The sequence below is a fragment of the Burkholderia aenigmatica genome (assembly GCF_902499175.1).
GTDB classification, from domain to species: domain Bacteria; phylum Pseudomonadota; class Gammaproteobacteria; order Burkholderiales; family Burkholderiaceae; genus Burkholderia; species Burkholderia aenigmatica.
Genome location: NZ_CABVQC010000091.1, coordinates 16,855 through 30,726 on the forward strand (window position 1 = coordinate 16,855; position 13,872 = coordinate 30,726).

Here is a 13,872-nt window from a genome sequence, read left to right on the forward strand (position 1 = left end):
GCCGCCTGAACGGGCAGCGAGACTCGTGGATGCCGGAATGCACCGAGCGATATTGATTGCATTTACCCTGCTGTCTGGCTGTGCGACCTACCACGCGCAGCCGATCGCGTCGGCCCAGATGGCTCGACAGTTCGAGGAGCGCTCGCTCGCGAGCGACGGGCTGCGTACGTACCTCGCGCACGAACTCGGGCACGACGTTCAATCATGGCCGCCGGCGCGCTGGAACCGCGAGATGCTGACCCTGGCGGCCTGGTATTACAGCCCGGCGCTGGATATCGCGCGAGCGCAGTGGGGCACCGCCAAGGCCGGTATCCGGGTTGCTGACGCGATTCCGAACCCGGTCCTGCAACTGCCATTCCAGTACGCGACGCCCAACCCCGGACCGGGCGCTCCGTTCACGTGGGGGCCGGCCCTCGACATCCCGATCGAGACCGCGGGCAAGCGCGGCTATCGCGTCGATCAGGCGACCCACCTGTCGGAAGCCGCCCGGCTGAACATCCTCAACGCGGCTTGGACGGTCCGTGCCCAGGTGCGCGCTGCCATGCTCGCTGTCTATGCCGCTCGTGAACGCATGGCCTTCGTGTCTGCCAGGGCTGAAGCCCAGCGGCAGATCGCCGTGATGAGCCGCCACCGACTCGCCGTCGGCCAGTATTCCCAGCCCGACGTCGAGGCGGCCGTCCTTTCTGACACCCAGGCCCAGGGTGATCTGGCCGCCGCGCGCAGCGCCGAACAGGACGCCCGCGCCCAACTGGCTGCCGCGATCGGCGTGCCGGTCGCCGCGCTCGACAGCGTGGCGCTCGACCTCAGCGCGTTCGGCACGGTTCCTCCTGCGCCGCCCGCTGCCGATGCGCAGCGTACAGCCATCTTCCATCGCGCCGATCTGCTCGCTTCGCTCGCCGGTTACGCTGCGGCCGAATCGGCGCTTCAGCTCGAGGTCGCGAAACAGTATCCGGACATTCACCTCGGCTCCGGCTACACCTACGACACGGGCACCAACAAGATCGGTTTCGGACTCGCCGGTATCACGATGCCGATCTTTGACCGGAACCAGGGCGGCATCAAGGAAGCCGAGGCGAAGCGCAGGGAGGCGGCAGTGCGTACCGCTGCGCTGCAGGACAGGATTCTCGGCGATCTTGAGCACGCGTTGACGCGCTACCAGGCGAGCCTCGAAGCGCTGCAGCTGTCCGATGCCCATCTGGCGAGTGCCCGCCGGCAGCTCGACAGCCAGGCGGCCGCTTTCTCCAGCGGCAGTACGGACCGACTGACCTTCACGCAGGCGAAAGCCGACTATCAGACCAGCGAGACCGCGCGGCTGGACGCCGAGGTCGCCGTCCAGCAGGCCGCCGGCGCGCTCGAAGATGCAATGCAGAGCCCGCTTGCTCCCGTCGGCCATGAGGCAGTGAGCCACACCCTCGGTGAGGAGACAACACGATGAAACTCCGACTGATTCTTCTCTCCGTCATTTCGCTGGCCTTCGCCTCGGGCGCGGGCTGGTACATCTATCAGGCAGTTCACGATCCGGGAGCCTCGACAACCGCCGATGCGCCGTCGTCCCCACCGTCTGCGGTGCAAACGGTCAACGGCGAAACGGTCGTGGTCGTAAGCCCCGAAGCGCAGCGCGCCAGCCACATCGAGGTTGCGCCGCTCGCAACTGTCACGAGCCAGTCCGGCATCAGCGCCGACGCCACGGTGATCGACCTGCAGCCGCTCTTCGATCTGCGCAACCGGCTCGCCAGCGCGCGCGCGAACGTCGACACGCTCACCGCGCAGGCGGTCAGTTCGCGTACGCAGTACCAGGGCAGCCGCACGCTATACGCCGACGACCGTAATGTTTCGCTGAAGAGTCTGCAGGCTGCACAGTCAGCGATGCAGGGTGACGACGCAAAGCTGCAGTCCGCCCGGGTCACGCTGGCCGGCCTTGAGGGCACAGTGCGGCAGCAGTTCGGCGACGCGCTCGCGAATGCCACAGCGGCACCCGCCTCGAAGCTGTTCCAGCGCCTCCAGTCGGGCCAGGCGGTCGTGCTGCGTGTCACGTTGCCCGCAAGCTTTGGCATGGCGCCGCCCGAGCGCATCGTCGTCGGTACGACCGACGGCCGCTGGGTGCCGGCCCAACGACTTTCCGCCTCGCCGCTTGCCGATCCTGCTGTGCAGGGCAACCCATGGCTTTACATCGCCGATGCCGCGCTGCCAGCCAATCTGCGCACGAGCGCGCGCGTGCCGACATCGAGCCAGGCCGTGTCCGGCCTGATGATCCCGCAGCGGGCGGTGGTGTGGTACGGAGGCCAGACGTGGGCCTATGTGCGCACGGCACCCGGGCGCTTTACGCGGCGCTACGTGCCGGCCGGCACCGAGGGCGACCACGGCTTCATGGTGACGTCTGGCTTTCACGCCGGCGACCAGATCGTGACGCAGGGGGCGCAGCTGCTGCTTTCTGAAGAGCTCAAGCCTCAGGGCATCGCCACCGCCTGCAAGGATCCGCCTGAGTGTGATGACTGATCCTGCGATCGACCTGTACATGCGTCGGCCAGAACAACGCGACTCCACGTCCCATGCTTAACGCGATCATCCGCTTTTCGCTGCGCTTTCGCGGCGTCATCTTCTCGCTGGCCGTCGTGGCCGCCGGCTACGGGCTCTTTACACTGACGCGCGCCAGGCTCGACGTCTTTCCTGAATTCGCGCCGCCGATGAGCATCGTGCAGACGGCCGCGCCAGGCACGACCAGCGAGCAGGTGGAAATGCTCGTTACCCAGCCGGTAGAAAATGCCCTGGGCGGCATGACCGGCCTGCAGTCGATTCGCTCGCGGTCCATGCAGGGCCTCTCCTCGGTCACGCTTGTGTTCGATGACCACGCCAATGTGATGCAGGTCCGGCAGCTCGTCACCGAGCGCATTGGCGGGCTCGCGGGCGCGCTTCCAGTGGGTGTCACAGCCCCCCAGCTCCTGCCGCTCACCACGACAACGAGCGTTGTGCGCACCATCGGCCTCACGTCGAAAACACGCTCGCTCGCGGACCTCTACGACATCGCCCAGTGGACCGTCAAACCGCAGTTGCTCGGCACCTCCGGCGTGGCCGACGTGATCGTATTCGGCGGCGAGACGCGCCAGATGCAGATCCAGGTCGACCCTGCGAAACTGATCGGCCATGGGCTGTCGATTCAGGAGGTGATTGCCGCGGCGCGCCAGGCCACCGGCGTGCACGGCGCCGGGTTCATCGAGAACAGCAACCAGCGCATCGCCATCAACGCCGATGGCCAGATCGCAACTCCGCAAAAGCTCGCCAGCGTCGTACTGCGCTCCAGCAACGGCGGGGCGGTTCGCCTGGGCGATATCGCCAACGTGACATGGGGCGATGCACCCGCGGTAGGCGCCGCATCGATCATGGGCAAGCCCGGCGTGATGGTCGTGATGGAAGCCCAGTATGGGACCAACACGATGGCCGTGACGCGCGCCATCGAAAGGACACTCGCCGGACTTGAGCCCGCGCTCGCCCGGCAAGGCGTGGACGTGAACACCAACGTCTTCCGGCCTGCCAACTTCATCGAGGCCGCCGTCGCTCACCTGCGCACGACACTCATCGTCGGCGCCGTGCTGGTCATCGCCGTGCTGTTCCTGTTCCTCCTGAACGTGCGCACTGCAGTGATCTCCGCGGTCGCGATACCGCTGTCGCTGCTGGTCGCGATCATCGTATTGACGTCGTTCGGCGTTAGCCTGAACACCATGACCCTGGGCGGGCTCGCCATCGCACTGGGCGAGGTGGTCGACGATGCCATCATCGACGTCGAGAACATCTACCGGCGCCTGCGCGAGAACTGCACCCTGGCCCAGCCGCTTCCAGCGTTTCGCATCGTGCTGCGCGCATCGCTCGAAGTGCGCAGCGCCGTGGTGTTCGCCACCTTCATCGTGATGCTGATCTTTCTGCCCGTGCTCACGCTCACGGGTATCGGCGGACGGCTCTTCGCACCGCTCGGCATCGCCTACATTCTCGCGGTGCTGGCGTCGCTGGGCGTCGCCCTGACGCTCACACCGGCGATGGCGCTCGCGCTGCTGGCGAAGGGACCCTTGCCCGAGCGGGAGCCGCGCCTGATCGGGCGCCTGAAGACACGCTACATCGCCATGCTGACGAAAGTCGAGCAGCATGTGAAGGTAATCATGGTGATCGTCGCGGTCTTGTGCGCCGCCGCGCTCGCGTCGCTGCCTTTCATGAGCGGGAGTTTTATTCCGCAACTGCGCGAAGGCCATTACACCGTTCACATGGGGCTCGCGCCGGGCACGTCGCTTGCCGAATCCATACGCATCGGCACGCAGGTCTCGAACGCGCTGATGCAGGTGCCGGGCGTGCGTCTCGTGGCGCAACGTGCCGGCCGCGCCAACGGTGTGGTCGATCCGACCGGCGTGCAGCTCTCCGAGTTCGAGGTTGACCTCAAGCCGATGGGCGCATCGGGCCAGAGCTGGGCGCTCTACCGGATCCGCCAGGCGCTGTCACGCTTTCCGGGCCTATCCACCTCGGTCAACACCTTTCTCGAGGAGCGCATCGACGAAACCATTTCGGGCGCCACAGCCCCGGTGGTCGTGAAGGTGTTCGGCAACAATCTGGACGTCATCGATCGCACAGCGCAGCAGATCGCCCAGTTGATCGGCACGATCCACGGCGTTGCCAGCGTGAAGGTGGATTCGCCACCAGGCATTCCGGAACTGGACGTGACGCTGAATCCCGACGCACTGAGCCGCTGGGGCTTCCGGCCCGTCGAGGTGCTCGATGCGATCCAGGCCGCCTACGCCGGCGTCACCGTAGCGCAAATCTACGAGGGCAGCCGTACTTATGACGTCGCGGTCGTGCTTGACCCGGCCCAGCGTCAGACCGTCGGCAACATCGGCAAGCTTGCGGTGCGCAATGCCGACGGTTTTGCCGTGCCGCTTTCCACGCTCGCGACGATTCGTCAGGTCGCTGGCCGCTATCAGATCACCCATGACGGTGGCCAGCGCGTGCAGACAGTATCGGTCAATCTCGGCAATCGGCCAGTCAGCGACTTCGTGAATGAAGCCCAGGGGCGTGTGAATCGTGAGATCAAAATGCCGCCGGGCACGTATGCCGTCTTCAGCGGTGAGAGCGAAGCGCGCGCGCAGTCGCAACGCGACCTGATCGCGTACGGCGGGATTGCGCTGGTCGGTATCGCGCTGTTGCTGTTCCTTGCAATGAAGAGCCGTCGCGGCGTGCTGCTGGTCATGATCAATCTGCCCTTCGCACTCGTGGGCGGGGTATTGAGCGTGGTGCTAACCGGTGCGAACCTGTCGCTCGGCAGCATGGTGGGCTTCGTCACACTGCTCGGCATATCGCTGCGCAATTCGATCATGCTGATCAGCCACTACGAGCGCCTCGTGCACATCGACCGCCTCGCGTGGGACATGAACACGGCGGTGCGCGGTGCGTCGGAACGGCTGGTGCCGATCCTAATGACCGCGCTCGTCACCGCGCTCGCCTTGCTGCCGCTCGCCGTGACAAGCGGTGCATCGGGCAACGAAATCGAGGGGCCAATGGCGATCGTCATTCTCGGCGGCCTGCTCACCTCGACCGCCCTGAACCTGATCGTGCTGCCAACCCTGGCACTGCGTTACGGGCGTTTCGGGCGTGACGAACGGGCTGGACCCGGGCCATCGTCGGCACAGGGGGAAGCGGGAGGCAGCCAGTGACGGGCAGCCAGCGATACCGGAATTTCCCGACCGGGGCACAGCTTTGGTGACCGCAAGCGTGCAACAAGGCGAGGCAAACCGGGGCCGGGCGCAGACCACCCGCAACCCACATGGCATGCGCCGGTAAGGAGGGACGTTTCGTGCAGACCTGGCTCATGGCGATCAAGCACCACCCCTATGCCGTTCTCACTGTGTTGCTTGCCGTCGCGTGCGCCGAGGCAATTGCCTCCGTCGGCGCGATCGCGACGAGGCTGGCGCGTGTTCTCGTGTTTTTTGCGGGTGCTCTCGTCGGTGCCGGCGTGCTCAATGGCTGGCTGACGCTGGCATCCGTGGTACTGGGAGCCATCCTGGGCGTTGGGCTGGCCTACGAACTGGGCCGGCGCTATCACGCCGACATCAGGCCGTGGATCGAGGCGAGCGGTCATCACGACAGTTGAGTCCGCCGCGAGCAGTTCGTCGAGCGACATGGCGTCGGGAGTCTGGTGCGCGCCCGTCTTTGCGCACCGGTACGCCCGCTCGTGCCACTGCTATACGGTAGCACGCGCATGGGGCGGCTGAAATTCTATGCAGTTAACCTTGCATCCGCACTGGCGTGGGCTCCCGCGTCGCCAGCCTCGGAAACCGGCTCAATGGTCCGACAGTCCTGCCGACCCGGATCCCGCAACCAGCACACGCAACAGAACCGGCAGCACCAGCAAAACCAACGGAAGCTGTACGATCAGCCCCGATATGATCGCCACCGCCAGCGGTTGCTGCATCGCCGAACCCTGACCGAGCGCGAACGCAAGCGGCAGCAATGCCAGGATCGCGGCGATCGTCGTCATCGCGATCGGCCGCAACCGGTTGCGGCCGGCGGCGAGCAGCGCGACATCGGGCGCCATTCCTTCATCGCGCACGAGCGCCTGGAACTCGGAAACATAGAAGATCGCGACTTCGGTCACGATACCGACGATCATCGTCATCCCCATCATCGCCGAGATGTTCAGTTCGATACCCGTTACCCACAGACCGATGAAAACCGCGCCGGTCGCGCACAGCGGCATCGCCATCACGGCGAGCGCGACGCGGAACCGTTCGTAGAGGAACAGCAGCAGGCCGAAAACTAGCGCCACGGCGGCGCCAAACACGGCAAGCAGTCCGCGGAATGCGATCTGTTGTTGCTGATACAGCCCGCCGAGCTCGTAATACACGCCGGGCGGCAACAGATCCGCCTCGCCGAGCGCATGTTGCACGTCCGCGATCGTCGAGCCCAGGTCGCGTCCGTCGATTCGTGCGGTGACGGCTACCATTCGCTTCAGGTTGTCTCGGCTGATCTCCGGCTGACCGCTAACCGTGACGAGATCGGTCACTCGGTCGAGCGGGAACAGGTGCCCATCCGGCGCGCGGATCTGCAGTTCTCCGAGCCCCGTGCCATTCGTGCGCATCGCATTCGCGACCCACACGCGCACCCCGACCGTCTTGGGTCCCTGCTGGAATTGCGTGGCGACGTTACCCTCGAGCAGATCCGACACTTGCTGCGCGATCGCCTGCGGATCCATGCCTTCCGCCGCTGCCGCATCGGGCCGGATGTGAAGGTCGAGTGCATCGCCCGCCGGATTGATGCCGTCGTCGACGTCGACGATGCCTTGAATTTTTCCGATCCGCGCCGCGACCCGCCTTGCTGTCGAATCCAGCACGTGAGGATCATCCGAATAGATCTTGATCTGCACCGGTTGCGGCACCGCAGTCAGGTCACCTATCAGGTCCTCCATCAGTTGGGCGAGTTCGATACTCACGCCCGGAACGTTCGTTTCGATTTTCGACCGGATCTCCTCCATCACCGTGTCGATCGGCTCGCGGGACCCCGATTTCAGGCGCACGAAGAAGTCGCCCCTGTTGGGTTCGTTGAGGTCGCCGCCAAGGCCCGCGCCGGTGCGCCGGGAATACGTCGCGACGTTCGGGTTCTCACGAATGATCGTCTCGATTTCACGCATCAGACGATCCGTTTCGGTGATGGATGTCCCGGGCGCCGTGTGATAGTCGAGCACGAACCCGCCCTCGTCCATCGACGGCATGAACCCGCTGCCGACACGCGTAAACGCCAGCGCGGCCACGATCAGAAGCGGCACCACACCTGCCAGGGCAAGCAACGGCCTGCCGCTCACTCGTTCGATCAGGGCCGCATAGCGGGTGTTCATCCAGTGCGACAGACGCGACTCGCGATGCTCCTCCGCATCGGCGGGCGTCAGCCAGTGATCGCACAGGATCGGGATGGCAAGCCAGCTCACGACGAACGAAATGAACAGCGCGCTCGCCATGGTGATCGACAGCGCCTTGAAAAATGCGCCCGTCACGCCAGACAGGAACGCGAGAGGCACAAAGATGATCAGCGTCGCGGCCGACGATCCCGCAAGCGGACGCGTGAATTCGAGGGCCGCGCTCATCACGCGGCCGTGGAATGCATGGGCGCCAGCCTCGCGCATGCGCCTCGCGATGTGCTCGATCATCACGATCGCATCATCGATCACGAGTCCGACCGCCGCGGCCATCCCGCCGAGCGTCATGATGTTGAAACCCATTCCGAACACATCGAGCAGCAGGATCGTCGCGCTCATCACGACCGGCACCAGCGCAACGGCAATCGCGGTGATTTTCCAGTTGCGCAGGAACACGAAAAGCGTGAATGCAGCCAAGACCACGCCGATCAGAATCGCGTCGCGCACGCTCGATGCTGACGCGATCACGAGCTGACTCTGGTCATACCAGTACGCCAGGTGCACGCCCGGTGGCATTTGTTTCTCGAAAGCGGCCAACTTCGCGCGGATCGCCTTGGCCATCGCGACGCTATTCGCCCCCGGCTGCTGGAATACATTGACCAGGACTGCGTCCTGCCCGTCCGCCGTGACGCGTATCCATTGCGGAGCCGTGCCGCGCGACACGGTCGCGATGTCGCCGACGCGTACCTGATTGCCGCCCGCAGACGACACGACTGCGTTGCGAAGCGTATCGAGCGACGTAATCGTGGTATCTGCGACGACCAGGTACAGCTTGTAGTGGTCCTCGATCCGTCCGGTCGCTATCAGCACGTTGCCCGCACCGATCGCCTTTGATACGTCCTCGACCGACAGCTTGTACGCCGCGAGCCGGGCGGGATCGATGGCGACTTGCAACTCGTCCTGCGCCCCCCCGGTCACTTCGACGCGCGCGACGCCGTCGACCGACGACAGCAGCGGGCGCAACTGGAACTGCGCGAGATCGCGAAGTTGCGCAAGCGATTGCTGCGACGACGTGAGGCTATAGGCAAGCACCGGAAACACGGTGGGATCCATCCGCCTCACCTGCATCTTCGTGCCGGGCGGTAACGACGGCAGGATTTCGGAAATTGCGGACTGCGCCTGCAGCGTCGCCTGCGCCATGTCTGTGCCCCAGTCGAAGTTAAGCGAGATCTCGGCCGATCCCCGGCTGGTCTTCGACTCGACGTCGCGCACGCTGGGCACGCGCCGCAGCGCTTCTTCGACCGGCATCGTGACAAGCGTCGCCATCTGTTCGGCCGGCCGGTCACCCGCATCGAGCGAAACGACCGCGCGCGGGAACGACACGTTCGGAAACAACGAGATCGGTAACCGAAAGGCCGTCAGCGCGCCCGCGACTGCAAGCAGCGCCACGACAAACAGCAGCGATCGTCGATGCATCTGCATCCATTGCCCGAAATTCATTGGCGCGCGCCTCCGGCCATTCGCACTGCCATCCCGTTCCGCAACTCGTAGTTGCCGGTGACAACCAGCGGTTCCGCGGCGTCAAGCGGTCCGTCAACGCCATAGCGATTGCCGCTTTCCACGCGCACCACGACGTCGACGCGCTGCGCAGTGTGCTTCGGCGTCACCTGGAACACATAGGTCCCCTTCCTGTCGCTCAGCACTGCGGCGCGCGGCACCACCCACCAGGTTCCGGTCTGCGTCGCAATATCGGCGCTCACACGTGTACCCAGGATAAACGCGGTACCGCCAAGCGGTATGTTGGCACCGACGTTCACGAGCTGGCTTTGCGGATCGATTGCCGCGCCCGCCACGACGACTCGCCCCGCAGGATGAGCGTGCTCAAGCGCGGTCGACAGCCCATTCAGCACGACGGAATCTCCCACGTGAATCGACGCCGCGGCCGACGGGTCGACACCGAGCGTCACGTTCGCTTGCCAACTCGACGCATTCGCGACCGCCGCGATCTGCGCGATCGTTGCGCCGGCCTGGATCTGATCGCCCGGGAGTGCGGTCAACTGCGACACGACGCCTGCAAACGGCGCGGCGATCGTCACGTTTCCGGCATGCACCCCCATTTGATGCTGGGCTGCCAGTCGCTGCTGTGCGTCATTCAGCGCCTTCCGCGCCGCGGCAAGCTGCGATTGCGTTGCAAGACCGGCGTCGAACAGCGAGCGCGTACGCTCGAGTTCGCCCTGCGCAAGGGTCAGCGCGCTGGTGGCCTGCGATGCTGCCAGTACCGCAGCGGGGTCGGCTTCTACCACGACGAGCGCCGCGCTGCGGGCTACCGTCTGGCCGGGCAGCACAAGCACCTTTCGAATGCGCGCGGCATAAGGCAGGTTGATCGAAGTGACGCTCGACGACGATGCCGCGACGATGCCGTATGCCCGAACCTGCTGAGAAATCGGTTCTCGGTGTACTGCTACGGTATCGACCGATGCGGTCACAGGTTCGTCGGCCCGCACGGGCCCCGCACACGGCGCCAGCACGGCAAGCGCGACGGACACGGTGGCTATACGGCGGGATAAGGGAAAGTCGGGAGCGGGTGACATGAGATCAACGCTGAGTGGAGTCGGTGGAGAATGCGTCCGGGATCGCACTGCCGAGTAGCGCTTGCAGCCCGATACGCTGTTCGGCAAGCGCATCGCGTTGGGTTTCCGCATCAATCTGCCTCGTCAGCGCGGCGAGCTGCGCATCGACGTACTGCCCCATCGCGATATCGTGTGCCGCGAACGCGTTCCGTGCGCGCCCGGCTGCTTGCATGAGCGCCGGCAGTGCTGCCTCGTCCTGCGCGAGTTGCGCGCTCGCGAGGCGCGAATCGTTGCGCAGGTGCGCAATGTCCGCGTACGCAGCATTCAGCCGGACCCGATATTCGTCGCCGAGACGCTGACGAGTCGCCTGTTCGATCGCGATATTGCCGCGGTTGCGGTTGAAGATCGGCAGGCTCAATGCGATCTGGAAACCGGTCGTATAGATGCCGGACGTGTCACGTGCACGATCGAATCCGACCGTCAGGCTCGGAAACTGGTTGAGGATCGCGGCACGGTATTTCTGCTCCTGCGCTTCGTAGCCTGCCTGCAGCGCAATCAAGTCAGGGCGTCGCTTAGGCAACGCTGCCAATTCGGCTTCGAGCGACGCGTTCGCCAGCGGTTTCGTCCTGCTCGAACCGACGAGCTTCAGCTCGACGTCGGGTGCAATCCCCAGCAACAGGTTGAAGTCATGATGCGTCTGCGCGCGGGCACGGACCATGTCGTCATATTGCCGGCGCGCGTCGCTGTATGCCGTCAATGCGACACTCACGACGTCATCGGTCGTGTTCCCGGCCTGCCGGGCATGCTCGAGCCGGGTGTAGCGCGTCTGGTCGAGATCGAGCGCCTGCTTCAGCAGCGGCAGTACGGCGTCTTCATAACGCGTCTTTGTATAAAGCTGCTTGGCTTGAGCGACGATTTGCCATTCCTGCCACAGCAGTCCAAGGTCCGTCTTTCGCACAGTCGCGTCGGCGGACCTCTGGTTGGCACTTCGCGAGATGATCGCCATCACGTCCATGCTCAGTCCGTAGTTGAACGCGCGCTCAAGGCCCGCGGCACCCGGAAAGTCGCTCGAAACCGATACCTGTGGATCTGGTAGGAGACCTGCAGAAAATGCCTGTGCCTGCGCAATGCCGAGATCATCGCGCGCAAGCTTCAGATCCGGGTTGTTTGCGACGGCCAGCATCGCAACGTCCTCGATGTCGAAGCCTGCGGACGGATCGAAACGATGTGCCACTAGTTCGGGTAACGGCATCTTCCGGGGATCGATCTCGAAGCGATCGAGGTCGTGCTGAGACAGCGCGGTCGATGCTCGAAAAAGCGGCTTTGCGTGATAGGTCGTGCAACCGGTGATGAAGCCGCACAACGCAACGCATAACGATGCCGACTTCCAACGGCTAGACAGAGTGTAATCAACCATTGTTGACGCCAAGGTAGTAAGACTAGAAAGCGAAATGCAATCGATAGTGTCGCGTCGCGCTGTACATGAAAATTTTCTCGTTTCCCACCTTAAGTGCGCGTTAACGATGCTCCGGCCGAGCAACGAATCCAGTGCATCGCATCAATGCTTTGACGATGCACGGCGCCGTCTCAGTCGAGCGTGTCGTGGTCGTCACGATCGGCACTGTCGACGGCGGATGCGAGGACGGTTCCCTTGTTCGCGTCGACGCGAACGTCGTATGCCTTGCCGTCACCGGCCACCTCGACGTCGTACACCCAGCCTTGCCTTGAATTTTCATACTCCGCCCGCGCAGCCTTGCCGTGTACGTGCAGTTCGGCGGCTGTCGCTGCATGTGCGAGCGTCACGGGTGCGTGCACGATCGACATTGCGGCGATTTCCCCGTCGCCGTTCTCGGCATAAGCTGCGGCGACACCCGCTGCGACCAGAACGGTAAGAACAGAAGTCGGGTATAGCGATACATGATTCGTCTTGGGCGAAGCGCAGGAACTTGCGCAAGCCGAACGGTACGTCGAGAGACTTAGCCTTACCTTAGCTATGCCGGATTCCTACGTGAAATTCGGCCCGCCTGGCGAGCACTCGCAAGGGACACGGAATTCAGGCGATCCGGTCAGCAATACTTTTCATGAACACAATCTCAATCGAGTATATCGATCATGTCGTTTTTCTATACATCAAGTTAACCGCATCTTAAGTTTGGAATGCGAATCTTACGTTACCGGATGCAAGTCATCTTCCTTCGCACCGGAAATACGCAACTTTATAGAGAGACTGATCATGAACGTGAAACTCAAACTGCTCGCTGTGTCGCTGGCCGCGCTGCCCCCAATGATGTCGTTTGCCCAATCCGGCAATGTTCCGCTTACCCGCGCTCAGGTGCGTGCGCAATTGATTCAGATCGAAAAAGCCGGGTATTTTCCGTCACGCAAGGATCCCAGCTACCCCGACTTGCTTCAGGCCTCCGAGCGGCGCATTTCGCCTGAACAAACTGGTAGCGGTGTCGGAAGCGAGCCTGCTAACCAGGCCGCGTCGGGACGGCATGTGTGGAAGAACGACCAGAGCCAGTTGTACCGGCATCACTGATTCCTGGCAGCTCGATCGCACCGCTTCAGGAACTTCGGATCAAATGTGCACGGTGCCGGAATGACTCGGCCAGTCATTCCGGAAATCCTGTTGTCCGGTTTGCCCTGCAGCGTGGGAGGCGGGGAATTTGGACCGTTCACGGTATGCGCATCCACCCGAAGAGCGAAATGCCGTCCCCATCGATCAACCGGGCAAACCTCAGCCGATGCACTAGCGCTGCATCGCCTTCGCGGCGTCAAGGCTAGGCGCACCCTTCCCGTAGGGCGATGTCGTCGACATCCGTCGCTCCGCCGCGCGTCGAGCGTCATCAATCGCATGATCTTCACGTTCGACCCTTACACGCTCGAGCGTCACATCCGCGATCGCGATACCGGTACCCTGAACTTTTGCGGAAGCAAACGCGGGAACCACGGCAAGTGCTAAAGCCAGCAAGGCATTGATAGGCGGTTTCATAGATTTGTTCCGCGGTCGCGGCTCCTGTCCTTCACATCGTGACGAAATTCAAGTTGTTCGCTGTCGGTTCGACGGCACGGCGTTGCTTGGTTCGACGCCGGGCATGCGGGCATCGCATCAATTCCCCTCGCGCTCCCGCTCGCTGCCCGGGATCGAGCCGTATCGGCTCCGTCGCAAATGGATCCGAACGACAGATGCGACCAGCGTAGCTCGACAACCTTATGGAAAGCTTAGGGCATCCCCCCGGCGCTTTAATTGGCAAAGTGGCCAAGCTTGCATGTCAGCCCCACCATCTCGCTCGCAATGCGCACGCGTGGCGGCAAGCCGCCAAGATTGACGTTCGTCGTGTGCTGTCACGGGGCGGCGCTATGGAGCCAATGCGGGGTCGGCATAAGGGCGCCACTTGAGGGGCGGCACATAGGCGCCAG

The 13,872-nt window shown here is 63.8% G+C and carries 10 protein-coding genes; 5 read left to right on the top strand and 5 right to left on the bottom strand.

Going from position 1 to position 13,872, the window contains the following annotated elements; all coding sequences use genetic code 11:
- Positions 1–37: 37 nt before the first annotated feature.
- The 4 genes from BDO18943_RS38705 (at position 38) to BDO18943_RS38720 (ending at position 6,124) form a co-directional block, all read left to right on the top strand.
- Positions 38–1,435 (top strand): TolC family protein, encoded by a 1,398-nt coding sequence (locus BDO18943_RS38705; protein ID WP_059464115.1) that lies wholly within the window; start codon positions 38–40, stop codon positions 1,433–1,435.
- The gene (locus BDO18943_RS38710) at positions 1,432–2,496 is read left to right on the top strand and encodes an efflux RND transporter periplasmic adaptor subunit (protein WP_045577993.1); all 1,065 of its coding nucleotides are present in this window, start codon (positions 1,432–1,434) and stop codon (positions 2,494–2,496) included. The genes BDO18943_RS38705 and BDO18943_RS38710 overlap by 4 nt, the downstream gene beginning before the upstream one ends.
- A 53-nt stretch (positions 2,497–2,549) precedes the next feature.
- Positions 2,550–5,687 (top strand): efflux RND transporter permease subunit, encoded by a 3,138-nt coding sequence (locus BDO18943_RS38715; RefSeq protein ID WP_059464114.1) that lies wholly within the window; start codon positions 2,550–2,552, stop codon positions 5,685–5,687.
- Positions 5,688–5,827: 140 nt separating this feature from the next.
- Complete coding sequence (locus tag BDO18943_RS38720; RefSeq protein ID WP_059889796.1) at positions 5,828–6,124, top strand: SNARE-associated domain-containing protein; 297 nt, start codon at positions 5,828–5,830, stop codon at positions 6,122–6,124.
- Between the two features lie 189 nt (positions 6,125–6,313).
- Here the strand turns inward: BDO18943_RS38720 and BDO18943_RS38725 are convergent, their stop codons facing one another.
- The 4 genes from BDO18943_RS38725 to BDO18943_RS38740 form a co-directional block, all read right to left on the bottom strand.
- Positions 6,314–9,382, bottom strand: a complete 3,069-nt coding sequence (locus BDO18943_RS38725; protein ID WP_045577990.1) for an efflux RND transporter permease subunit — start codon at positions 9,380–9,382, stop codon at positions 6,314–6,316.
- Positions 9,379–10,428 (bottom strand): efflux RND transporter periplasmic adaptor subunit, encoded by a 1,050-nt coding sequence (locus tag BDO18943_RS38730; RefSeq protein ID WP_226112360.1) that lies wholly within the window; start codon positions 10,426–10,428, stop codon positions 9,379–9,381. Before BDO18943_RS38730 ends, BDO18943_RS38725 begins: the two co-directional genes overlap by 4 nt.
- Before the next feature lie 49 nt (positions 10,429–10,477).
- Positions 10,478–11,869 carry a TolC family protein gene (locus BDO18943_RS38735; protein ID WP_045577989.1) on the bottom strand — a complete coding sequence of 464 codons (1,392 nt, stop codon included), beginning with the start codon at positions 11,867–11,869 and terminating at the stop codon, positions 10,478–10,480.
- Between the two features lie 170 nt (positions 11,870–12,039).
- Positions 12,040–12,276, bottom strand: coding sequence for a PepSY domain-containing protein (locus tag BDO18943_RS38740; protein WP_106919396.1), 237 nt, complete (start codon positions 12,274–12,276; stop codon positions 12,040–12,042).
- A 409-nt stretch (positions 12,277–12,685) separates the two neighbouring features.
- Here BDO18943_RS38740 and BDO18943_RS38745 point away from each other — a divergent pair, with 409 nt between their 5' ends.
- Positions 12,686–12,991: a DUF4148 domain-containing protein gene (locus tag BDO18943_RS38745; protein WP_045577987.1), complete on the top strand. Its 306-nt coding sequence runs from the start codon at positions 12,686–12,688 to the stop codon at positions 12,989–12,991.
- Between the two features lie 210 nt (positions 12,992–13,201).
- Here the strand turns inward: BDO18943_RS38745 and BDO18943_RS38750 are convergent, their stop codons facing one another.
- On the bottom strand, positions 13,202–13,444 hold the full coding sequence (locus tag BDO18943_RS38750; protein WP_081054107.1) for a hypothetical protein: 243 nt from the start codon (positions 13,442–13,444) through the stop codon (positions 13,202–13,204).
- Positions 13,445–13,872 lie beyond the last annotated feature (428 nt).

Excerpts from the sequence above, each read along its gene's own strand:
- BDO18943_RS38735 (WP_045577989.1), bottom strand. The coding sequence starts at position 11,869 with ATGGTTGATTACACTCTGTCTAGCCGTTGGAAGTCGGCATCGTTATGC.
- BDO18943_RS38705 (WP_059464115.1), top strand. The coding sequence starts at position 38 with ATGCACCGAGCGATATTGATTGCATTTACCCTGCTGTCTGGCTGTGCG.
- BDO18943_RS38745 (WP_045577987.1), top strand. The coding sequence starts at position 12,686 with ATGAACGTGAAACTCAAACTGCTCGCTGTGTCGCTGGCCGCGCTGCCC.
- BDO18943_RS38715 (WP_059464114.1), top strand. The coding sequence starts at position 2,550 with ATGCTTAACGCGATCATCCGCTTTTCGCTGCGCTTTCGCGGCGTCATC.
- BDO18943_RS38740 (WP_106919396.1), bottom strand. The coding sequence starts at position 12,276 with ATGTCGATCGTGCACGCACCCGTGACGCTCGCACATGCAGCGACAGCC.
- BDO18943_RS38750 (WP_081054107.1), bottom strand. The coding sequence starts at position 13,444 with ATGAAACCGCCTATCAATGCCTTGCTGGCTTTAGCACTTGCCGTGGTT.
- BDO18943_RS38710 (WP_045577993.1), top strand. The coding sequence starts at position 1,432 with ATGAAACTCCGACTGATTCTTCTCTCCGTCATTTCGCTGGCCTTCGCC.
- BDO18943_RS38725 (WP_045577990.1), bottom strand. The coding sequence starts at position 9,382 with ATGAATTTCGGGCAATGGATGCAGATGCATCGACGATCGCTGCTGTTT.